This window comes from Acidithiobacillus ferrooxidans ATCC 23270 (assembly GCF_000021485.1).
In the GTDB taxonomy this organism is placed as follows: Bacteria; Pseudomonadota; Gammaproteobacteria; order Acidithiobacillales; family Acidithiobacillaceae; genus Acidithiobacillus; species Acidithiobacillus ferrooxidans.
The window spans coordinates 156,033-176,928 of the sequence record NC_011761.1 but is presented as its reverse complement, the minus strand read 5'-3'; the positions used below and the strand labels follow the sequence as shown (position 1 = coordinate 176,928).

The window sequence follows — 20,896 nt, the reverse complement described above, 5'->3', positions numbered from 1 at the left end:
GACAATGTTTGAACTCAATGAATGTGAACAAGACGGCGCTGTCATCAAAATCATCGGCGTCGGGGGCGGGGGCGGCAACGCCATCAACAACATGTGCGCGGCAGGATTGGAAGGCGTGGAGTTCATCAGCGCCAATACCGATGCCCAGGCGTTGCGCCACTCCCAAGCCAGCCATACGATCCAGCTCGGCGCTCAGATCACCCGCGGCCTCGGTGCGGGCGCAGATCCCGAAGTCGGGCGCAAGGCCGCCGAGGAAGGCCGTGACGAAATCCGCGCGACCCTGGAAAAGGCCGACATGGTCTTCATCACCACGGGCATGGGCGGCGGCACCGGCACCGGCGCCGCCCCCGTGGTGGCAGCCATTGCTCGCGACATGGGCATCCTCACCGTCGGCGTGGTCACCAGACCCTTCAACTTTGAAGGCAAGAAACGCCAGCAGCACGCCCTCTCCGGCATCGACGAGCTCTCCCAGTACGTGGACTCTCTAGTCATTATCCCCAATGAGAAACTGTTGTCCGTCCTTGGCAAGAACATCAGCCTCAAGGACGCCTACCAGGCCGCCGACAACATCCTTCTCGGCGCCGTGCAGGGCATCTCGGAGCTGGTCACCCGCCCCGGCCTGATGAACCTGGATTTCGCCGATGTCCGTACCGTCATGTCGGGCATGGGTCTGGCCATGATGGGTACCGCCAGCGGCCGCGGCGAAAACCGCGCCAAGGATGCCGCCACCCGCGCCGCCTCCAGCCCGCTGCTGGACGACATCAATCTCGCGGGAGCCCGCGGCATTCTGGTCAACATCACCGCCGGCATGGACCTGACTTTGGGCGAGTTCGAAGAAGTCGGCGAACTGATCCGTGGTTATGCGGCAGATGACGCCAACGTCAAGGTCGGCACCGTGCTGGATCCGGAACTGGAAGGGGAACTACGGGTTACGGTGGTCGCCACCGGATTGCAACGGGAACCCGTGCGGCTGGCGGTCGAGAATATCCGGCCACGGTCGGCAGCCATCCCGGCTACGGCGGCAGACTGGCGCAACCTTGACAAGCCCACCGGCATGCGCCAGACCGAACGCCCGACGGGTTCGAGCGTGCCCGCCCATGGCGGCAACCATACGCCGAACTACGCGGACCTGGACATTCCCGCCTTCCTGCGCCGTCAGGCGGACTAAGGGCGTAGGCCGGGTCAGCGCAGGCGTTGACCCCGGGCGGCCAGGTTTCCCGCCTGGTGGGGGGACCGCCTGCCTGCCGCCATGGCCACTACCGTGCCCATGAGGAACCGTTACAGCGCGCTCAACCCGCCACCAAGTGCCCGGAAGCATCATGGGCGGCGGCGCTCATCACCTTGCGGTAACGGCTGAGATCCTTGATGCTCTGAATGGGCGTTTCGAGCAGAGCGGAAAGATTGCGCAAAATGCCATTGACCACCTTGCCCTCCCAGATCGCGTCGAAATGAATCTGGGTATCCAGCCATTGCTCCAGCCAACCCGGATCCGGCAGATGACTCTGCACACTGTCCTCGGGATACATCGCCTTGTTCACATGGAGATTGGTGGGATGCAATGCCTTCGCCGTCTTGGTATTGGCCATGAGTACACCGATCTTGGCAAAAGCCAGACGCGCGCTGTCCCCGAGGCGATCAATGGCGCGCCGCATATATTTCAGATATACACCGGCGTGCCGCGCCTCATCCTTGGATAGCACCTCGTAAATCGAGCGGATCACCGGCTCGCTATGCCACTGCGCCGCGCATTTGTACCAGTGTGTCAGGCGGATTTCGCCGCAAAAATGCAGCATGAGGGTTTCCATTGCTGGCGCCGGATCAAATTCAAAGCGTACATTGTGCAATTCCTCTTCCGTCGGCAGATATTCCGGCGCGAAGCGGCGCAGGTATTCCATGAGCACCAGGGCGTGCTTCTGCTCTTCGTAGAACCAGATGGACATGAAGGCCGAGAAATCGGAGTCGCTCCGGTTGTCGCGGAGAAACATCTCCGTCGCCGGGAGTGCCGACCACTCGGTGACCGCATTCATCTTGATCGTGCGCAACTGCTCATCGCTGACCAGGTTACGGTCAAACTGCTCCCAGGGGATGTCCGTGGCCATGTTCCAGCGCGCGGCTTCCAGCGATTTGAACAACTCAGGGTATAACATGGCGAACCAACCTCTCTCTGGCGTTCTCGATAACGGGTGCCGGAGCACCTCGGCGCCCTTCCGCCCACCAGACGAAAGTCGCGAAGGCACCCCCACAAAGCCTTGTGACAACACCGTGAGGCTTCGTAAAATATGTGCTTGGCATTTTACGACAAATCCCGGCATCGGGCGAATCCCGGACAATGTATGCCCGGGTACGCGCCAACGGTCCTGAAGACCGACCAAGATGAGCACCAGGTTCCTGCGCGGCAAGCACACCTTGCGGCATCCTGCATTGGTTGTTCATGATGGAATCATTTTAGTGTATTTTTGTAGATCCGGTACGATTGAGTAACCATGAACAGCCAAACCAAACAGGAAACGACTTGCCCCATGGATGCACTGCTCCGCTTGCTGATGGGGCCATGGACCACATACATCCTCTGGACGCTGAGGCAACGCGGCCCCACCCGTTTCGGGATGCTCAAGCGGGAAGTGCGCGGCATTTCGTCCCGGATGCTGACGGAGCGTTTGCGCACCCTGGAGGAGGCCGGAGTGGTATTCAGGGTGTATCGTCCCAGCATTCCTCCGGAAGTGACCTATGGCCTGACACCGCGTGGACTGGAACTGCGGGAAGTGCTGGATGCCCTGGATACCCTGGCCCGGCGCTGGGATAGCGAAGACGCTGGCAGGAAAAGCATCCACCGGGAACCGGTCCTGCCTGTTACCAATTAGCGGTTACCCGCGGCCGTCCCGATCATTCGCCGGGATTTCCATGCTCGATCCGTAGGCGAACCCGGGTCCATGGGGTGTCGCGGCACCCGCCTCCGGTGCGGATGACCTAGATTTATCCGGCCATTTGGGGCAGACTTCGCGGATATACTTAGTGTTACGCGGGATCTATGGCTGCATCCTCTCCTCATGTCCTTGTACTGCATGGCCCGAATCTGAATCTGCTGGGCAGTCGTGAGCCCGGCCATTACGGGCAGACCACCCTCGCCGAGATCGATGCCGGGATGCAGACACTCGCGCAGGGCTGGGGCTGGCGACTGCACAGTCTGCAGAGCAACGCTGAGCATGTACTGATCGATGCGGTCCAGGAGGCCCTCCCCCTGGGCGTCACCGACATCATCATCAATCCCGCGGCATTCACCCACACCAGCGTTGCCCTGCGTGATGCCCTGGCTGCCGTCCAGATTCCGTTTATCGAAGTACATTTATCCAATATTCATGGTCGGGAACCCTTCCGCCGTCACTCCTACTTCTCCGAGCTCGCCCAGGGCGTCATCGCGGGACTGGGTGCGGATGGATACTTCCTGGCGCTGGATGCCATTCATCGGCGCATGAAACGCCATAACCCATAACTGACACCAAGGAAAGAGCATGGATATCCAATTCATCCGTCGCCTGGCCGAACTGCTGGAAAAGAGCGCCATCGACGAAATAGAAGTGGTGGAGGGCGACAGCAAAGTCCGGATCACGCGGCACACCGCGCCCGCCCATCCGGCACCGGCCATCACCTATGCCCAGCCTGCGCCAGCGATGGCGACCACGCCCACCATCGTGGGGACAGCGCCCCCCCCCGCGGCAGCGGTCGAAGTGCCGCCCCAGGGCTATATGATCAAATCCCCCATGGTCGGGACTTTTTATCGCGCATCCTCTCCGGAATCTCCACCCTTCGTGGAAGAAGGCAGCATGGTGAAGGCCGGCCAGACTCTATGCATCATCGAGGCCATGAAGCTGCTGAACGAAATTGAAGCCGACGTCTCCGGAAAAGTGATCAAGGTTCTCGCCGGCAATGGTCAGCCCGTCGAATACGGTGAACCCCTGTTCATCATCGCACCCGGGGATTGAAATGTTCGAGAAAATCCTTATCGCTAACCGTGGCGAGATCGCCCTTCGGATTCAGCGCGCCTGCCGCGAACTGGGCATTCGTACCGTAGCCGTCCACTCTGAACCAGATCGCGACCTTCTCCACGTCAAGCTGGCCGACGAGTCGGTGTGCATCGGCCCAGCGCCGAGCGATAAAAGTTATCTCAACATCCCCGCCGTGATTGCCGCCGCCGAGGTGACCGACGCCGAAGCGATTCATCCCGGCTACGGGTTTCTTTCAGAAAATGCCGACTTCGCCGAACGGGTCGAAAACAGCGGGTTTACCTTCATCGGGCCGCGCGCGGAAACCATCCGCCGGATGGGTGACAAAATCGCCGCCAAGGCCGCGATGAAGAAGGCTGGCGTACCCTGTGTGCCGGGCTCCGATGGACCGCTACCCGACGATAACGAGGCCCTCAAAGCCCTCGCCCGGGAGATCGGTTATCCCGTCATTCTCAAGGCGGCCGGCGGCGGCGGCGGGCGCGGCATGCGGGTCGTACACACCGAAGCACACCTCGTCAACGCCGCGAGCCTGACCCGCGCGGAGGCCGACAAGGCTTTCGGCAACCCGACCCTCTATATGGAAAAATTCCTCGAAACGCCGCGCCACATCGAATTTCAGATACTGTGTGACACCCAGGGTCATTGCATCCACCTGGGGGAACGGGACTGCTCGGTGCAGCGCCGTCATCAAAAAGTCATTGAAGAAGCGCCCGCCCCGGGCGTCAGTGCTGCGCAGCGCGCTGAAATCGGTGCATCCGTGGCCAAAGCCTGTGAGGATATGGGCTACCGGGGCGCCGGCACCGTCGAGTTTCTTTACGATCCGGAAAACCAGACCTTCTATTTCATTGAAATGAATACACGGGTGCAGGTCGAGCACCCGGTCACGGAGCTGATTACCGGCATCGACATCGTCAAAGCACAAATTCGCATTGCGGCGGGATTGCCTCTCGGGATTCGCCAGGAGGACGTGGTACTCAGCGGTCACGCCGTCGAATGCCGCATCAATGCCGAAGACCCGGAGCGCTTCGTACCCTCACCGGGACAGATTACCGCCTGGCACCCCCCTGGTGGGCCAGGCATCCGCGTCGACAGTCATATTTATGCGGGTTATCGGGTACCACCTTTCTATGACTCCATGATCGGTAAAATCATCGCCTTCGGGGGTGACCGCGAGGAAGCCAACATGCGCATGCGCAGCGCCCTGCGCGAGACCACCATCGAGGGTATTCAAACCAACATTCCCCTGCATCGGCGGGTACTGGAAGAGGCGCAATACGCCACGGGCGGTGTGCATATCCACTATCTGGAGGCATTGCTCGCCCTATGAAAATCGCCTGGTGGCAGCTCGACATGCGCGTCCCCGCAGCAGCCGCAGCAGCCGTCGAGGCGCAATTGCTGGACGCTGGCGCAGAGGCAGTCACTTTTCTGGAAGGCGATGACAGTGAAGCAGTGTTCGATGCGGGCGACATCTGGCAAAACAGCCGGTGCGAAGCCCTGTTTGCTGCGGACAGCCACAGCGAAACAACCCTGCAAAACCTGGTCAGAGACAACGACTGGCGGTCATACGCAGCACGCTTTACCGCGCTGGAGGAACAGGACTGGGTAGCGGCAACCCAGGCAGCCTTCCCCGCACGCTGCTTCGGCCGCCTCTGGGTAACCCCCAGTTGGGATGCGGCGCCCGCCAACGCCCTCCGTGTGCTGCATCTCGATCCCGGCCAAGCCTTCGGCACCGGCGCCCACGCCACCACGGCGCTCTGCCTGCGCTTCCTGGATACACAGGTCCGCGGAGGCGAAAGCCTTATCGATTACGGCTGCGGCTCCGGCATTCTGGCCATCGCCGGGCTACTGCTGGGCGCCGGCCAGGCATACGGGGTGGATACCGACCCCGTTGCACTGCAGGTAGCGGCCGCCAATGCAGAACGCAACGGCGTCAGCGCCGGTCTGCAGCTCGCGCTGCCGGAAAACGCCAGGCTGCCCCTGGCCGACATCCTGGTCGCCAACATTCTGGCGACCCCCCTTCTGACCCTTGCGCCCGCCCTAGCCCATTCCGTCCGTCCTGGAGGCTGGATTGCACTATCCGGCATCCTGCACCATCAGGAAGCGGAGATTCACGCCGCCTACGAGCCTTATTTTGATCTCGCAGTCGCGCAACACGAAGAAGACTGGTCACTCCTCTATGGCCAGCGCAACACTGGAGTCTGATTATGGAAATTACCTGCCCCCGCTGTGAATCGACCTTTCTCTCGGACGACAAGGCCCTGCGCGAGCACCATTATCGGGTGAAATGCAGCGTCTGCCACCATATTTTTCATGTGGATGTCGCCGCAGAGACTGCTCGTGCGGGTAGCAGCCTGGGACGCCGTCTGGGTCGGTTTCTGCTCATCCTGGCCATCATCCTGTTGGTTATCGCGCTGATCGGGCAGATACTCTGGTGGACACGCAGTTACAGTTACGCCGCGACCAGCGCGCCCATCCGCCGCTTCTTGCTGAGTAGCGCGGAGCAACTGGATATCACCATTCCCTGGCCTGGTCCCAACAAAGACATCCGTATTCTCAACAGCCAGGTCACCCCTGTGGCGGACCACCTGGCGCGGATCACCGGCAATATTGAAAATGTCGCCAATCAGGTTCAGGCTTACCCGGTGATTGAAGTCACCCTCAGCAACGTCTACGGCGCACCCATTGCCCACCTGCATTTTACCGCGACGCAATATCTGAGCGCAGAATTCCCCGCCCGTGCGGGATTCGTTCCGGGTACGCCAGTACCATTTGTACTCAGCAGCCCCGCCCTGACAAGGGCGGCGGGTTATCAAATCACCCTCCTCAGCCGTCCTTGAGGGGGTGGACCATGGATAGCACGAATATGTCCCTGGGCGATTGCGTCATTCACGTCATGGACCGCTATCTGGCGGATTTGGGGGGTGAAGTCCCTGGCAACCTGCATGCGCTGATCGTCGAAGAAGTGGAGCGTGCGCTGCTCGCGCATACACTGCAACATTGTGGTGGACAACGCGGCATGGCCGCCCAATGGCTGGGCATCAATCGCAATACCCTGCGGAAGAAGCTGCAAACCTACGGATTGGATACCTGAATCAACTGCGGGGCGGCATTTGCCACGGGCTGCCGGTTCTCGCCCGATACCGTGCCGCCGCCATTCAGATAGTGCTGATAATAAGCGAGCACCCGCGGTACGTAGGCCTGGGTTTCGGCGAAGGGCGGGACATGATAACCCGCCTGGATCACTGCGTTTGATCCCGCATTGTAAGCGGCTACGGCCAGTTTCAGGTCGCCGCTGAAGATCCGCAGCAAATGGGCCAGATACGCGGTGCCGCCGTTGATATTGTCCGTCGGACTGAACACATTCGCCACCCCGAAGCGAAGCGCCGTTGCGGGGATGAGCTGCATCAGGCCAACGGCGCCCTTGGGCGATACCGCACCCGCATTATAACCGGACTCCGCGCTGATGACGGCGTTGATCAGCGCCGAGCTGACCTGGTAACGATTGGCGGCCGCATGAATCAGGCCCTGATAACGCCTCCGGGCGACGCGATTGAAATCGGCGCGCGCCACGGCCACCGCCATTTTTGGGGTCCGCATGACCATCCGGTACCGGTCATTCCCGGCCGGCACATTGGTAAGATGCACCACCCCGCTGCTATCGGTATAGGCATAAATATCGGCTTCCGCCGTACCTCCGTAAAGCAGCAACAGCGCTGCGGCCATCAGAGCGGGCTTCACTTCACCACTCGCAGTGCGGGACGCTCACGCTTCCCGGAAGTCTCCGCGTTCTCTGCACCGCCGCCCGCCGAAGAAGGCGGCGGCGCGGACGGAATTTCCGGATCGGCAAAGCCCATTCCTTCCTGCGTTTCTGCGGCGTATATCGCCGCTACCGCCGCCATGGGTACGTCTACGGTCCGCGCCACCCCGCCGAAGCGGGCATTGAAGGAAATCCAGTCGTCCGCCATGCGGAGACCGTGGCAGGCGCGCGGAGAGACATCGAGAATCATCCGTCCATCCTTTTCATAGCCGCTCGGGACAGATACTCCGGGGTAGGCCACCACTACCAGGATATAGGGTGTGTGCCCCTGGTCCACGCACCACTGATAGACGGCATTGAGCAGATAAGACTTGGCACTTTCAGGTAGCAATTTTTCCCCCATGTCTGTTCCAGACTCCTAAAACCGTTTATAGACGGTTTTCGAAAATTCTCAAGACCAATCAACACCTGGCCCACGTCCCTGAAGTCCGGACCCGTATCGTCTCCACCGCCAACAAGGTCAATCCGGACTTCAAGGAAGCCTTACCTCCCCTGCAGGGTCAACTGGTCCACAGCCTTTCCGGCATCCTGTAGATTTTACGGGATAACAAATGACCCCTGGTGGTAAGCCACTACCCGCTCCACCTCATTTTTGGCGCCGAGAATCACGGGGATGCGCTGGTGCAGACCCTGGGGGACGATATCCAGGATGCGGGTCGTGCCCGTGCTGGCCGCGCCACCCGCCTGCTCCACCAGATAGGACATGGGATTGGCCTCATAGAGCAGGCGCAGCTTGCCCGGCTTCTTCGGGTCGCGCTGATCGAAGGGGTACAGGAAAATACCGCCCCGACACAGGATGCGATGCACATCCGCCACCATGGAACCCACCCAGCGCATATTGAAATCACGTTGGCGAGGCCCATCCGTACCCTGATTGAGTTCGTCGATATAACGCTGTACCGGCTTCTGCCAGTGCCGGTGATTGCTCATATTGATCGCGTATTCACTGGTATCCTCCGGAATACGCATCTGGTTGTGGGTCAGGATGTATTCACCGATGGAAGGATCGAGGGTGAAGCCATTGACCCCGTAGCCGGTGCTGTATACCAGCATGTTGCTGGAGCCGTACAGGGCGTAGCCCGCGCAGACCTGTTCGACGCCGGGCTGCAGGAAATCGGCGAGTTCCGCATCGCGCCCCGCCACCGGCGCCTTGAGGATGCTGAAAATGGTCCCCACGCTGATGCCGACATCGGTATTGCTGGAACCGTCCAACGGATCAAAAAGCAGCAGATACTTGCCGCGCGGGATGTTGCGGGGGATGGGATAGGGGTCATCCATCTCCTCGGAGGCCATGCCGGCCAGATGCCCCGTCCAGTCCATGGATTTGAGAATGGCCTCATTGGAGATGATGTCCAGCTTTTTCTGCACCTCCCCCTGGACGTTGTCGGTGCCGGCGCTGCCCAGCGCCCCCACCAGCGCGCCACGGTAGACCTGGGCGCCGATAAACTTGCAGGAAGTGGTGAGATCGTTGAGTAACCCGGCGAAGTCGCCGGAGGCACCGGGATAAAGACGGGTTTCTTCAATGATGAACTGGCTGAGGGTGGTACCGATGTGCATGCCGGAATCCTTTACAAAAGAGTGAAGAGGTCAGAGGGCACTGAGTCCCAGGCGAAATTTTATGGTGGATTCTATCGCGCGCGCCGTTCCCTGGTCCAACCATGGCAGCCACTGGATGTGAAAACGATGGATACCCCCACTGATTTTGGGATAGTAATCCGCACGATCCGACAACTCCAGGCAGATCAGGGAAGGCGGATGGCGTGCGTCCAGAAGCGCGCCATAACGCCCCTCCGGGGCTTCCACGCCGGACCACGAGCAGGAGTCCCGCAGCAAGGCGAGGATCAGATCGGTGCTATCCTGCAAGATCGACAGACTCTCCCGCCAACCCCGCAGGAGTCCCGCGATACGCTCGGGGGGCTGATATTTCCAGAAGGCCAGAACCGGCAGATCACAGTCGGCGAGACCTCCGGCCACCCCCATCCTGCCCCGTGCAAGCTGGATGATATCCTGGTGGCGCAACAGTTGCCCGAAGGGTTCGCGATACTCGCGCAGCGCTTTGAGTTGCAGGTCTATGCGAAACTGCCAGGCGCGCAAAGGGCCTTCGTCCGCCTCGGGACTCTGCGACCAGATGGCAAGGCTCTGGGCCAGACGCTCCAGCTCCAGAATGAGATCCAGGCGCAACTCCGGGCGGCTGCAAAAATCCAGCAGTTCATTATAGGCGCGCAGGGCGTTACGCAGGCAGCCAGCATCGGCCGGCCCCTGCTGTAGTTGTGCAAAGACGCTTTCCAGACGCAGCAGCAGGCGGGCGCGTTCATGGAGCGGGTGTTCGTAAACGGCCATGCCGTAACCTCATTCAGAAGCCGCTGCCGCCGCACGCGACCGCGGGCCCCAACGCCAGGCAGCGGTCGCATGCACCATTTTCGGGCAACGTCCCGTCAGGGTGCCACAGGCGCTTTCCCTAAGCAAATCGTCCGGTTCCACGCAAATGACGAAGATAGAGACCCACCTGGGTTTGCAGCTCGGTCAGGGTGCCCTCATTGGTAATGATCCAGTCGGCAGCCGCATTACGCGCGGCACGATCACATTGCGCCGCCAGCACCGCGGTGACTTGTTCCTTTGTCCAGCCAGGACGGGCGCGCAGGCGCTCCACTTGTACGGAGCGGGGACAATCGACCACCAGCACCTGATCCAGCAATGGGCGATAGTCATTTTCGACCAGCAGCGGCACCACCCAGACCAGCGGCGTTTGCGGATGCTGTTCGGCCAACGCGGCGCTGGCCGTCATGAAAGTGGCCCGAATAAGGGGATGGAGAAGGGCTTCCAGCCAGGTTTTCGCCGCCGGGTCCGCAAAAATGCGGGCGCGCAACGCCGCACGATCCAGCCCACCCCCCGGGGCGGAAAAGGCCGGGCCAAAATGGGCGATGATGGCCCGCAGGGCAGGGCTGCCCGGAGCCACCAGTTCGCGCGCAATGACATCGGCATCCAGCACATGGGCGCCAGCCGCTTTGAGCATCTCGGCGACCGTGCTTTTGCCGCAGGCCACTCCCCCCGTCAGACCGATCCGCAGCGCCATTCAGGAACCCAGCAGGTGCAGGTAACCGGAAAGGATGGCTTGTGGCCACAGCAGCATGAGCCAACCCCCCAGCGCCAGATAAGGACCGAAGGGCATGGCATAGTCCCGTCCCTTGCCACCCAGCAGAAAACCCAGAGCAACCAGTCCGCCGCCCAGGGCGGCGATAAACAGGGTCAGGAATACGGCCTGCCAGCCCAGCCACGCACCGATCATGCCGAGCAATTTGAGATCCCCTCCCCCCATGCCGTGACGTCCTGCGATCCTATAGTACACGGTAGCCAGCAACCACAGGCTACCGTAGCCGATGATCATACCGAGCAAGGCGTCCAGGGGCGTTACCAGCGCCAGCCCGGGCCAGAAAAGTGCCGACCCGTTGAGCAGCAGCCCGGCCAACATACCCGGTTTGGTAAGACGATCAGGCAGAAGCTGTGTCTCCAGATCGATCATGGTCAGCGCCAGCAGTGCCCAGGTGAATACCAGGGCGGGAAGCAGACGCCAGGTCAGGCCCAATTGCCAGACCACCACCAGGCTGGCCAGTCCGCTCAGCAGTTCCAGCGCCGGATAACGCCAGGCAATGGACTCGCCGCAGGCATGGCAACGGCCACGCAGCGCCATCCAGCTCAGGACCGGGATATTTTCCCAAGGGCGCAACACATGGCCACAGTGTGGGCAGTGGGACGCGGGATGAATGATGGATTCGCGGCGGGGCACCCGGTGTACCACCACGTTCAAAAAACTGCCCACGAGCAGGCCGAGCAGCGTGGTCAGGACATAGGCCGCCCCCAGGAGGGTCTGCGTCATGCGTCACCCTCCGGGAATAATCGGTGCAGCCGCAGATCCAGCGACTGCAGACTGATCCCCAGCAGAACGGCGGCATGACGCCGATCCCCTTCGGCCTGATCGAGCACCTGCCGCAGCAATGCGGCCTCCGCCGCGTCAAAAGCGGCCGGTACGGCGATTACCGGTGCCAACGCCGGCCCGTTGCTTTTTGACACCGGGCCGGCGGGGGAGGACATCCCTTCGTCGAGCAGCATCCCTTCCTGCTTGAGGGCAAGGCTCCGCTCCAGAAAGTTTTCCAACTCGCGAACGTTGCCGGGGAAGGCGTAACTACCCAGCCGCTCCAAAGTGCCTGGGGACAGCAGCGCTGGAATATCCTGCGGTGCCACGCCGATACGTTGCAGAATCACCTCTGCCAGTTGCGGGATGTCTTCCGGATGTTCCCGCAGGGCCGGCATATGGAGTCTTACCACATCCAGACGATACCGGAGATCCTGACGAAACTTTCCGGCCGCAACCATTTCCTGCAGGTCACGGTGGGTGGCGGAAATGAAGCGCAGGTCCAGGGAGATTTCCCGCGCCGCGCCCAGGGGGCGAATGGCCCGTTCCTGAATGGCCCGCAGCAGCTTGACCTGCATCATCATCGGCAGATCGCCGATCTCATCCAGAAAAATAGTGCCCCCGTTGGCCGCCGCAAAGAGTCCTTCGCGACGCTGTACGGCACCGGAATAAGCCCCCTTTTCGGCACCGAACAGTTCACTCTCCACCAATCCCTCGGGAATGGCGCCGCAGTTGACGGCCACGAAGGGCTTGTCGTGACGGGGTCCCGAGGCGTGAATGGCGCGTGCGGCCAGTTCCTTGCCCGTACCGGACTTACCGGTGATGTGTACCGGCGCGTTACTCCGCGCTACTCGGCGGATATCGTCGCGCAACCGCTGCATGACCGGAGCATCGCCGACCAGTCGTTGCGTGCCGCCCAGGCCCGCCGGGGACAGGCGGCTGAGATCAACGGCCTGGGATATCAATCGCCGCAGACGCGCCAGTTCGATGGGCTTGGCCATGTAATCGAAGGCCCCTGCCTGCATCGCTTCGACGGCACCATCGGCGGAAGAATAGGCCGTAATCACGGCGACCGGCACTTGTGGATACAACTCGCGCAAACGGCGGACCAGATCAAGACCGGAACCGTCGGGCAAACGCAGATCGCTCAGACATAAAGAAGGGGCGCCTTCGGCGAGGCGGGCGCGGGCTTCTGCAAGGGAATATGCGCCCGTGACAGCGATCCCCATACCCTGCAGCGTAATGCCCAGCAGTTCGACGATGCCCGGCTCGTCATCTACGATCAGGGCGGGCGGCAATACGGAATAGTCAGCCATCACGCCTCTCCGCCCACCCCCTGCGGGGCAGAAAAATCCGGAACAGTACGCCGCCCTGCGGGTGATTTTCACAGGTTATGCGCCCGTCGTTGATGCGCAGCAGTTCCCGCACCATGGATAAACCCAGCCCGGTACCTCGGGGGTTGGTGGTAAAAAACGGCTCAAAAATGCGCTCCATCACTTCCGCCTTTACGCCCGGTCCAAAATCCCGCAGCGTCACCATGATGCTCCCTTCGTCCTCGGGGACGGCATCGATTTCGACACGCATCGTAGCATCTTCCGCCACGCCGTACTGCGCACTGTTATGCAGCAGATTCCAGAACACCCGCCGCAACTGCGCGGGATCGGCATAAACCGTAAGCTGCGGCGAGATTTCACCGATGACAATGCTCATGGGTGCCAACAATGGATCCGCCTGCAACTGGGCAGTGAGCATCGGTAACCAGCTCCGCAAGGAAATGGGTTCGGAATGTGCCGGACTCGGACGGGCCATCTCCAGCACCGATTCGACGATGGCATTGATGCGTACCGTCTCCCGTTCCAGAATATCCAAAAGATGCTGTGAAGCGGGGTCGTCCATGCGCTCAGCGAGAAGGTTGCCGGCGTGGCGAATCACGCTGAGAGGATTACGGATCTCATGGGCGATATTGGCCGCCAGACGACCGAGCGCCGCCAGTTGCGCTTCTCGTTCCCGGGCACGCAGTGCGGATGCATCACGGAGGAGGAGCAGCCGGTAGGAGCTGTCGGGCAGGGCGATCCTGCGCACCAGCAGGGTCAGGGCGCTGTCCTGCAGAGTTGGGTCACGCCCGCTTGTCGTGATCACCATCTCGCTGTCGTTGGCCGCGGCCTGTCGTAGCATCATGGCCAGACGCGGCTGCACTACGCCGATGGCGATAGGCCTGGAGGTCCATTTCCGGTAACCCGAAAGCATCCGTGCCACGGGGTTGCTGAGCACCACGCGACTTTGCCGATCCAGCACAAAAACGCCCACATCCATATGCTGCACGATTTCCTGATTCAACGCATTCAGATTGACGACCTCTGCATCCCTTTGCAGCGCCAGACGGTTGCCACGTTCCAGACTCGCCACCAGACTGTCGGCCAGTACCGCCACCGCTACCAGTGCGAGGAGATAAATGAAAAGCTGACCGAGGGGCGGATGCACGGCGGTCATCCCGCCGAATAGCGACTCACCTACCAGCAGCGCCAGCAATATCCACACGAAAACAAAAGCGCTTTTGCCGCGCAGGAGACTTGCCGTGGATACCAGCAGCAGAAAGGGCAGGATGCTGAAGGGACCGCTGACACCGCCACCGAAATGCAGCAGCAGCAGCACCAGCAGGGTGTCCGTCGATACCTGAATCCAGGCGTGGCGGCGCGGTTGTGTCGGCCATCGCAACAGCAGTCCCAGCAGGTAGACGAGGCTGACCAAGGCGGCCACCAAGGTCAGGATGTGCAGCAGTTCGGCATGCCCTCCCAGATCGATGATGGTTTCACTGGCCGGTAAGCGCACCAGGATGGCGATGGCGGCCGCGATCAGCAACCGATAGGCGGAGATGCCCCAAAGTCGCCGCCAGTCACCCATCATCTCCGCCATGTCATGTACCAACCCGCCGCGCCGTCCTGCAGGGCCTTACCCGTGCCGGCGTGCGTCCGCCGGTCACCCCTCGGCGCTCCGTGGGTGACTTCCGGCACCACATATCTGCAGACACCACGCGACGGCATCAAAGATTGGTCACCCGCAGCACCTCCTCCAGACTGGTCACGCCCTCCCGGATCCGCTTCAGCCCATTCTGCCGCATGGTCAGCACCCCCTCCTGTGCCGCCTGCCGCGCCAAGTCGATGGAAGTGCCGCCATGCATGATGATTTCGCGCATGGCGTCGCTCACCGGCATCACCTGATAAAGCCCCATCCGGCCCTTATATCCGGTTTTATTGCACTGTTCGCAGCCCACGGCACCCAGAGGGCGCCAACCCTGCAGATCCTCGGGCGCAAAGCCCGCCTCGATCAGGGCCCGTTCGGGTATGCGCAGGGATTTCTTACAGTGCGGACAGAGCTTGCGGACGAGTCGCTGCGCCATCACCAGATGTACGCTGCCGGCGATGTTATAGGTGGGAATACCCATGTTCTCGAGGCGGGTGAGACTCTGTGGAGCATCATTGGTGTGCAGGGTGGCCAATACCAGATGGCCCGTCTGGGCGGCCTTGATGGCGGTTTCGGCGGTTTCCAGATCGCGTACCTCGCCGACCATGATGATATCCGGGTCCTGGCGCAGGAAGGAGCGCAGGGCTGCGGCGAAGGTGAGGCCGATGCGCTCGTTGATGTTCACCTGATTGATCCCGTACACCGGGATTTCCACGGGGTCCTCTGCGGTACTGATGTTGCAGTCACCAGTGTTGAGGATGTTCAGGGCGGTATAGAGGGTCGTGGTCTTGCCGGAACCCGTGGGCCCGGTGACCAGAATCATGCCGTAGGGCCGATGGATGGCGTCCTCAAAGGCTTTGCGCTGCTCTGGTAAAAAGCCCAGTTGCTCGATGGGCACCCTGGAACTGGCGGGATCCAGCAGGCGCAGCACGACCGTTTCGCCGAAACTGGTGGGCAGAAAGGAGACGCGAAAATCGATGACCCGGGCCGGGGGCACGCGGACGCGCAGTCGGCCGTCCTGAGGCAGACGTCGCTCGGAAATGTCCAGACGGCAAAGAATCTTCAGGCGCGAGGTGACCCCGTCCCGCAACGCCACGGGCGGATGCAGCGCGTCCTGCAGTACGCCATCGAGGCGGTAACGTACCCGAAAATCCTTTTCATAGGGCTCCAGATGAATATCGGACACCTCGCGCTGAATGGCATCCAGCAGCAGTTGTCGGACAAAGCGCACCACCGGCGCATCCTCGACACTGCCGTCGTTCTCCTGGGCGAGGTCGAATTCTTCCGGATCTTCCTCACCGTGCGGCTTATCCACGAATACGTCGTCGATCCCGCCCTGCAAGCTGTTGACCGCAGCATGTACCGCCTTGACCAGTTTATTGGCCTCGACCAGCACCGGCATCACCTGCAAACCGGAATTAAATTTCACATCCTCCACCGCCTTGAAGTCCGTGGGATCGGCCATGGCGAGGTAGAGGGTGTCCCCATGCTTCGATAAGGGCAGCACCAGATAGCGGGTCATCAGCCCTTTGTCGAGCTTGCGGATGAGCAACGCATCGATCACCGCTGCGTCGAGATCGAGCATGGGCATGTTGTAGCGCGCGGAAAGGTGCGCCATGAGCACCGCGGCCGGGACGGCGCCCTTCTCAACCACATAAAACAGCAGCGGCGTCTTACCGCGGGCCGGATCGGCGGCAAGGCTTTGCAAGCGCGCCTCGTCGCTTAAACCGTTACTGACGAGTGCCCGCAATACTGGTGTTAACGAGATGTGTTCCGGGTTTGTAGCCATCGACGCAATATCTCCTCCACGGCGGCGGTCTGCGGCAATGTTCCGGTCCATATTCGAAAACTCTCCGCGCCCTGCTCCACCAGCATACCCAGCCCATCCACCGCACCCAGCCCGGCTTGCCGGGCGGCTTGCAGCAGGGGCGTTTCCAATGGGTTATAGACGATATCGTACACACTGCCATTCCCGGGCATGCGGGCCAGATCCAGCTCCGGATGGCCCTCGCCGTGCAGGCCTCGCGTGCTGGTGTTGACGAGCAACCTGCTGCGGGGCAACACAGCGGACAATGCCGCCCGGTCCAGCGGGATGGGATGCACCGGGAGGCCGGGAAACTGCGCCGCCAGAACTTCGGCACGCGGCAGGTGGCGATTCGCCAGATAAATCGCCGGACATCCGGCATGGCCGAGGGCGTAGACGATGGCCCGGGCAGCCCCCCCGGCGCCGATTACAGTCGCCGGACACTGCCGCCAGCCGTCCCCCGTCGCACGTTCCAGCGCCCGCAAAAATCCCGGTGCATCGGTGTTGTGCCCTTGCATGCCCGAGGGCGTGAAACAGATGGTGTTCACCGCCCCGATGGCCAGCGCCTCCGCGCTGAGCCACTGCATCAGCGGCAATACGGCCTCCTTGTGCGGGACCGTGACATTCACGCCCCGGATCCCGAGCGCCGGCAAACCGGCCAGTGCCACGGCGATATCCTCTTCGCGCACCGGAAAAGGCACATACACCAGATCCAGTTCCTGCTGCGCCGCGAAGAGACGATGCAGCCACGGCGAGAGGCTGTGGTTGACAGGAAACCCCAGAATGCCATAGACGGAAGTGCCTCCGTCGGGGTGCCAGCAATGCCGGAGGTCAGACTGAGCGGAGGGCACGATAGGGGCCTTCCCTGGCGGTGATTTCCGGCTGTTGCGAGAGTTGGACGAGCAGATCCGGCCAGTTATCTCCGGGCAGAATATTACCCAGGATCATGGGGTGCTGCGCCCCCGTAACCCGCTCCAGGTCCAGGCGCTTCCCCAGCAGGCACTGGCTGCCCAGCCAGGCAAAGGCCAGCGCCTCCAGGGCCTGTCCGGGGATACCGCTGTGCCGGCCGCCGTGGAGCACCCTGGTCTCCTTCATGGCGTCCTGCAGGGCCTGCATCAGGGCCTGGTTTTCGGCCCCACCGCCGAATACCAGCATCTCCGCGGCACCCGGTGTCCAGGCTCTCACCGCCCGTGCCACGGACTCGGCGGTCAATGCCGTCAGTGTCGCCAGAAAATCCGCCGCGGAACCCCGCCAGGAAGACCACCAACGCGTCACCAGCGGCATGCCGAAAGTCTCCCGGCCCGTGCTTTTGGGGGGTGCTTGCCGGAAGAACACGTGGTCCAGCCATTCCTCCAGGCGTACCACATCGCACTGTCCGGCAGCCGCCAACCGGCCATCCACGTCGCAGGTAGCCTGTCCGGCGCTGCACAACTCTACGGCGGCGTCCATGAGCACGTTACCAGGACCGCAGTCGAATGCCAGCAGCGGGCGCGGGTCGCCGGTACCCGGCAACCAGGTCACATTGGCCATGCCACCGAGATTGAGTACCAGACGCGGTTGTTCATCCTGAAAGCAGTATTGATGGAAAGGCGGCACCAGCGGTGCGCCCTCCCCCCCTGCTGCCACATCCGTACGCCGGAAATCGTGGACCACGGTCAGACCTGTGGCCACCGCGATATCCGCCGCCGCACCAATTTGCAACGTGAAACCGGGCTCACCCCGCGGCTGATGACGAATGGTCTGTCCATGCAGGGCGATGAAGTCCACCGGACCCAAGCGGTCCACGGCCTCTCGGGCCACCCGTGCATAACAGGCACCCAGACGTCGGTCGAGTTGCGCCATCGCCTCGACACCCAATGGCCCGTTGGCGGCCAGCACTTCCGTGCGCAGTGCGGGCTCAAAGGCGTGCGTGAAAACGCCCCGATACCCCCCACAGCCGGCGACGGCCAAATCCAGCACCGCGGCATCCACACCATCGGCACTGGTGCCCGACATCAACCCCAGGCCACGCAAGGCGGCTATCGGGTCGGAACGCGCTGCGGCCGGAGCGGCAACGGCACCTCAGTGACCCTCGTCGTGCTCGCCGTGACCATGGACATGGCCGTGGGCCAGCTCTTCAGCGGTGGCATCCCGTACTTCCAGCACCGTCACGTCGAAGTTCAGGGTCATTCCGGCCAGGGGATGATTGAGATCGACGGTAATCTCGTCACCTTCGATGTCGATTATCGTGGCCAGGCGTGTGCCATCCTCGGTCATGGTCTCAAACTGGGTGCCGATCTCCAGCTCTTCGGCGTCGTCGAAATCTTCGGCACCCACCACTTCCACCAGATCTTCGTCCCAGTCACCATAGCCCTCCTCGGGAGGGATGGAGACCTCCAGCCTGTCGCCGACACGACGCCCCGCCAGGGCCTGCTCCAGACCGGGGATGACGCCATGGTGGCCATGCAGATAGACGAGGGGTTCTTCCCCCACAGAGCTGTCGATCAGCTCTCCTTCTTCATCGGTCAGGGAATAGTCGATAGTGACGACTTTGTCTTTGCTGATTATCATGGCGCGAGTCCTGTAGGTTGGAGGGCCGAGGGAAAATGCTGTTCTACATTGGCGGTGCGGCTCGATTTTAGCCTGACTCTGGGGAAACGGCAAAGTTTTCCAGGGCATCCCAATCACGCCAATGAGGCTCCAGAATCCGGCTGAATGCTGCTATCCAGAGAGGATTATCGTTGAGCGCGGGGATATAGCGCAATTCCTGCCCACCGGCATGGAGGAAAGTTTCTTTGCCTTCGAGGGCTATTTCCTGCAATGTTTCCACGCAATCCGCAGCAAACCCGGGACACACGGCATCCACACGGGACACACCGGCGCGCGCCAGCCCGACGAGGGTTCTGTCCGTATAGGGCTCCAGCCATCTGGCAGCGCCGAAGCGGCTTTGGAAGCTTTGCACCCACTGATCATCGGCCAGGCCCAGCGCCTGTACCAGCAACGCGGTGGTCTTTTCGCACTGGGCACGATACGGGTCGCCCTTCAGGACGGAGCTTTCCGGTAAGCCGTGGAAGGTGATGAGCAGGCGCTCCGCCTGCCCGTGCGCCTGCCACCAGGCGCGGATGCTGTCCGCCAGGGCGCCAATATAGGCGGGATGCGCATGCCAGTCTCGAATCATGCGCATCTCGGGGATTTCGCGCCATTTCCGCAATTCTTTGGCAACCGCATCAAAAGTGGAGGCCGTGGTGGCCGCCGCATATTGGGGATACAGCGGAACCACCAGTATCCTGCCACATCCGGCGTCGCGCAAGGCCGCCATGCCCTTTGCGACGGAGGGATTGCCATACCGCATGGCCAGTTTCACCCGAACCTGACCGGGAAACTGGCGATCCCAGCGGGCCTGAAGCGCATCGCACTGGCGCTGACTGTAAACCATCAGGGGCGATCCATCGGGAAGCCAGATGCTGGCATAATTGCGCGCCGAGCGGGCGGGACGAAACCGCAGAATGGGACCGTTCAGGATGGGCCACCAAAGCATCCTGGGAAGCTCTACTACTCGGGTATCGCTGAGAAACTCGCGCAGGTAGCGGCGCACCGCCGGGGCCGTGGGCGCATCGGGGGTGCCGAGATTGACGACCAGAATACCGATCACGCGCTGCTCTCCAGCGTGATGCAGACGGGTGCGTGATCCGAGGGACGCTCCGCCGCCCGGGCGGCACGGTCGATGACCACCTCCCGCGTGCGCGAGAGAACGGGGGATGAAGCCAGAATCAGATCGATGCGCAGGCCCTGATTGCGCCGAAACGCCGCTGCGCGGTAATCCCACCAGCTCCACGCCCGCGCGTCGGGATGCATCTTGCGGTAGCTGTCGTGCAGCCCGAGTTCCAACAGGGCACCCAACGCCGCCCGCTCCGGCGCCGAGCAGAGGATGCCCTCCCCCCACTCTGCAGCGTCGTAAACGTCACGGGTATCGGGGGCGATATTGAAGTCGCCCACCAGCAGCAGTTGCGGCCAACCCTGCAATTCTCCGGCGATCAATCCGCGCAGGCGCTCCAGCCATTGCAACTTGTAGGGATACTTGTCGCTGTCCAGGGCTTGGCCGTTGGGCACATAGACGTTGACGACGCGCAGGTCGCCGAAGCTGGCGGCGCACAGCCGCGCCTGCCCGTCGCCGCCATCCGGCCAGTCGCAGCGGACGTCACTGGGTGATGTGCGGCTCAGTATGGCAACCCCATTATACGTCGGTTGACCGTGATAGAGCGCCCGATAACCGGCATCCGCCAACTCGGCCACCGGGAAACGCGCATCGGCCAACTTGGTCTCTTGCAGACAAAGGACATCCGGCTGCTCGCTGCCCAGCCATTCCAACACCTGGGGGAGGCGTACCTTGAGGGAGTTGACGTTCCAGGTCGCAATTTTCACGA

At 61.9% G+C, this 20,896-nt stretch carries 24 protein-coding genes; 9 read left to right on the top strand and 15 right to left on the bottom strand.

The window, feature by feature from the left end; translation table 11 throughout:
• Positions 1–4: 4 nt before the first annotated feature.
• On the top strand, positions 5–1,168 hold the full coding sequence (ftsZ, locus tag AFE_RS00940; RefSeq protein WP_012536016.1) for a cell division protein FtsZ: 1,164 nt from the start codon (positions 5–7) through the stop codon (positions 1,166–1,168).
• A gap of 121 nt (positions 1,169–1,289) precedes the next feature.
• Here ftsZ and AFE_RS00935 read toward each other — a convergent pair whose 3' ends face one another.
• Positions 1,290–2,147, bottom strand: a complete 858-nt coding sequence (locus AFE_RS00935; protein ID WP_012536015.1) for a ferritin family protein — start codon at positions 2,145–2,147, stop codon at positions 1,290–1,292.
• A 336-nt stretch (positions 2,148–2,483) separates the two neighbouring features.
• Between AFE_RS00935 and AFE_RS00930 the strand changes: the two genes are divergently transcribed.
• From AFE_RS00930 to AFE_RS00900, 7 genes are all read left to right on the top strand, one after another.
• Entirely contained in the window at positions 2,484–2,861 is a 378-nt protein-coding gene (locus tag AFE_RS00930) for a winged helix-turn-helix transcriptional regulator (protein WP_012536014.1), read from the top strand.
• A 167-nt stretch (positions 2,862–3,028) separates the two neighbouring features.
• A complete protein-coding gene (gene aroQ / locus AFE_RS00925) occupies positions 3,029–3,490 on the top strand; it encodes a type II 3-dehydroquinate dehydratase (RefSeq protein ID WP_009564525.1) in 462 nt (153 codons plus the stop codon).
• 19 nt (positions 3,491–3,509) lie between these two features.
• A complete protein-coding gene (gene accB / locus AFE_RS00920; RefSeq protein WP_012536013.1) occupies positions 3,510–3,980 on the top strand; it encodes an acetyl-CoA carboxylase biotin carboxyl carrier protein in 471 nt (156 codons plus the stop codon).
• Position 3,981: 1 nt separating this feature from the next.
• Positions 3,982–5,328, top strand: a complete 1,347-nt coding sequence (gene accC / locus AFE_RS00915; protein ID WP_009564524.1) for an acetyl-CoA carboxylase biotin carboxylase subunit — start codon at positions 3,982–3,984, stop codon at positions 5,326–5,328.
• Positions 5,325–6,203 (top strand): 50S ribosomal protein L11 methyltransferase, encoded by an 879-nt coding sequence (gene prmA / locus AFE_RS00910; protein ID WP_012536012.1) that lies wholly within the window; start codon positions 5,325–5,327, stop codon positions 6,201–6,203. The genes accC and prmA overlap by 4 nt, the downstream gene beginning before the upstream one ends.
• A 2-nt stretch (positions 6,204–6,205) precedes the next feature.
• Positions 6,206–6,838 carry a zinc-ribbon and DUF3426 domain-containing protein gene (locus tag AFE_RS00905; protein ID WP_009564522.1) on the top strand — a complete coding sequence of 211 codons (633 nt, stop codon included), beginning with the start codon at positions 6,206–6,208 and terminating at the stop codon, positions 6,836–6,838.
• Positions 6,839–6,849: 11 nt separating this feature from the next.
• The gene (locus AFE_RS00900; protein WP_012536011.1) at positions 6,850–7,092 is read left to right on the top strand and encodes a helix-turn-helix domain-containing protein; all 243 of its coding nucleotides are present in this window, start codon (positions 6,850–6,852) and stop codon (positions 7,090–7,092) included.
• Here the strand turns inward: AFE_RS00900 and AFE_RS00895 are convergent.
• Together AFE_RS00895 and AFE_RS00890 are read right to left on the bottom strand one after the other, a co-directional pair.
• Complete coding sequence (locus AFE_RS00895; protein ID WP_012536010.1) at positions 7,074–7,724, bottom strand: lytic transglycosylase domain-containing protein; 651 nt, start codon at positions 7,722–7,724, stop codon at positions 7,074–7,076. The genes AFE_RS00900 and AFE_RS00895 overlap by 19 nt on opposite strands.
• Before the next feature lie 11 nt (positions 7,725–7,735).
• A complete protein-coding gene (locus AFE_RS00890; RefSeq protein WP_009564520.1) occupies positions 7,736–8,161 on the bottom strand; it encodes a ClpXP protease specificity-enhancing factor in 426 nt (141 codons plus the stop codon).
• On the opposite strand from AFE_RS00890, the gene traT reads away from it, so the two are divergent.
• Entirely contained in the window at positions 8,149–8,352 is a 204-nt protein-coding gene (gene traT, locus AFE_RS16975; RefSeq protein WP_111122559.1) for a complement resistance protein TraT, read from the top strand. The genes AFE_RS00890 and traT overlap by 13 nt on opposite strands.
• Positions 8,353–8,355: 3 nt before the next feature.
• On the opposite strand, the gene AFE_RS00885 is transcribed toward traT, so the two are convergent.
• From AFE_RS00885 to xth, 12 genes are all read right to left on the bottom strand, one after another.
• A complete protein-coding gene (locus AFE_RS00885; protein WP_012536009.1) occupies positions 8,356–9,375 on the bottom strand; it encodes a class 1 fructose-bisphosphatase in 1,020 nt (339 codons plus the stop codon).
• Between the two features lie 30 nt (positions 9,376–9,405).
• On the bottom strand, positions 9,406–10,158 hold the full coding sequence (locus AFE_RS00880; RefSeq protein ID WP_009562645.1) for a cell division protein ZapD: 753 nt from the start codon (positions 10,156–10,158) through the stop codon (positions 9,406–9,408).
• A 118-nt stretch (positions 10,159–10,276) separates the two neighbouring features.
• A complete protein-coding gene (coaE, locus tag AFE_RS00875) occupies positions 10,277–10,891 on the bottom strand; it encodes a dephospho-CoA kinase (RefSeq protein WP_009562646.1) in 615 nt (204 codons plus the stop codon).
• Positions 10,892–11,692, bottom strand: a complete 801-nt coding sequence (locus AFE_RS00870; protein ID WP_012536008.1) for a prepilin peptidase — start codon at positions 11,690–11,692, stop codon at positions 10,892–10,894.
• Positions 11,689–13,044, bottom strand: a complete 1,356-nt coding sequence (locus AFE_RS00865; RefSeq protein WP_041645259.1) for a sigma-54-dependent transcriptional regulator — start codon at positions 13,042–13,044, stop codon at positions 11,689–11,691. The genes AFE_RS00870 and AFE_RS00865 overlap by 4 nt, the downstream gene beginning before the upstream one ends.
• The gene (locus AFE_RS00860) at positions 13,037–14,653 is read right to left on the bottom strand and encodes a two-component system sensor histidine kinase NtrB (protein WP_236608970.1); all 1,617 of its coding nucleotides are present in this window, start codon (positions 14,651–14,653) and stop codon (positions 13,037–13,039) included. Before AFE_RS00860 ends, AFE_RS00865 begins: the two co-directional genes overlap by 8 nt.
• A gap of 115 nt (positions 14,654–14,768) precedes the next feature.
• Complete coding sequence (pilB, locus tag AFE_RS00855; RefSeq protein ID WP_012536005.1) at positions 14,769–16,478, bottom strand: type IV-A pilus assembly ATPase PilB; 1,710 nt, start codon at positions 16,476–16,478, stop codon at positions 14,769–14,771.
• The gene (gene aroE / locus AFE_RS00850) at positions 16,448–17,344 is read right to left on the bottom strand and encodes a shikimate dehydrogenase (protein WP_009562611.1); all 897 of its coding nucleotides are present in this window, start codon (positions 17,342–17,344) and stop codon (positions 16,448–16,450) included. The genes pilB and aroE overlap by 31 nt, the downstream gene beginning before the upstream one ends.
• Positions 17,325–18,488: an anhydro-N-acetylmuramic acid kinase gene (locus tag AFE_RS00845; RefSeq protein WP_012536004.1), complete on the bottom strand. Its 1,164-nt coding sequence runs from the start codon at positions 18,486–18,488 to the stop codon at positions 17,325–17,327. Before AFE_RS00845 ends, aroE begins: the two co-directional genes overlap by 20 nt.
• 66 nt (positions 18,489–18,554) lie before the next feature.
• Positions 18,555–19,043 carry an FKBP-type peptidyl-prolyl cis-trans isomerase gene (locus AFE_RS00840; RefSeq protein ID WP_009562607.1) on the bottom strand — a complete coding sequence of 163 codons (489 nt, stop codon included), beginning with the start codon at positions 19,041–19,043 and terminating at the stop codon, positions 18,555–18,557.
• A 67-nt stretch (positions 19,044–19,110) separates the two neighbouring features.
• On the bottom strand, positions 19,111–20,124 hold the full coding sequence (gene hemH, locus AFE_RS00835; RefSeq protein ID WP_009562604.1) for a ferrochelatase: 1,014 nt from the start codon (positions 20,122–20,124) through the stop codon (positions 19,111–19,113).
• Positions 20,121–20,894 carry an exodeoxyribonuclease III gene (gene xth / locus AFE_RS00830; RefSeq protein ID WP_012536003.1) on the bottom strand — a complete coding sequence of 258 codons (774 nt, stop codon included), beginning with the start codon at positions 20,892–20,894 and terminating at the stop codon, positions 20,121–20,123. Before xth ends, hemH begins: the two co-directional genes overlap by 4 nt.
• Between the last annotated feature and the right edge of the window lie 2 nt (positions 20,895–20,896).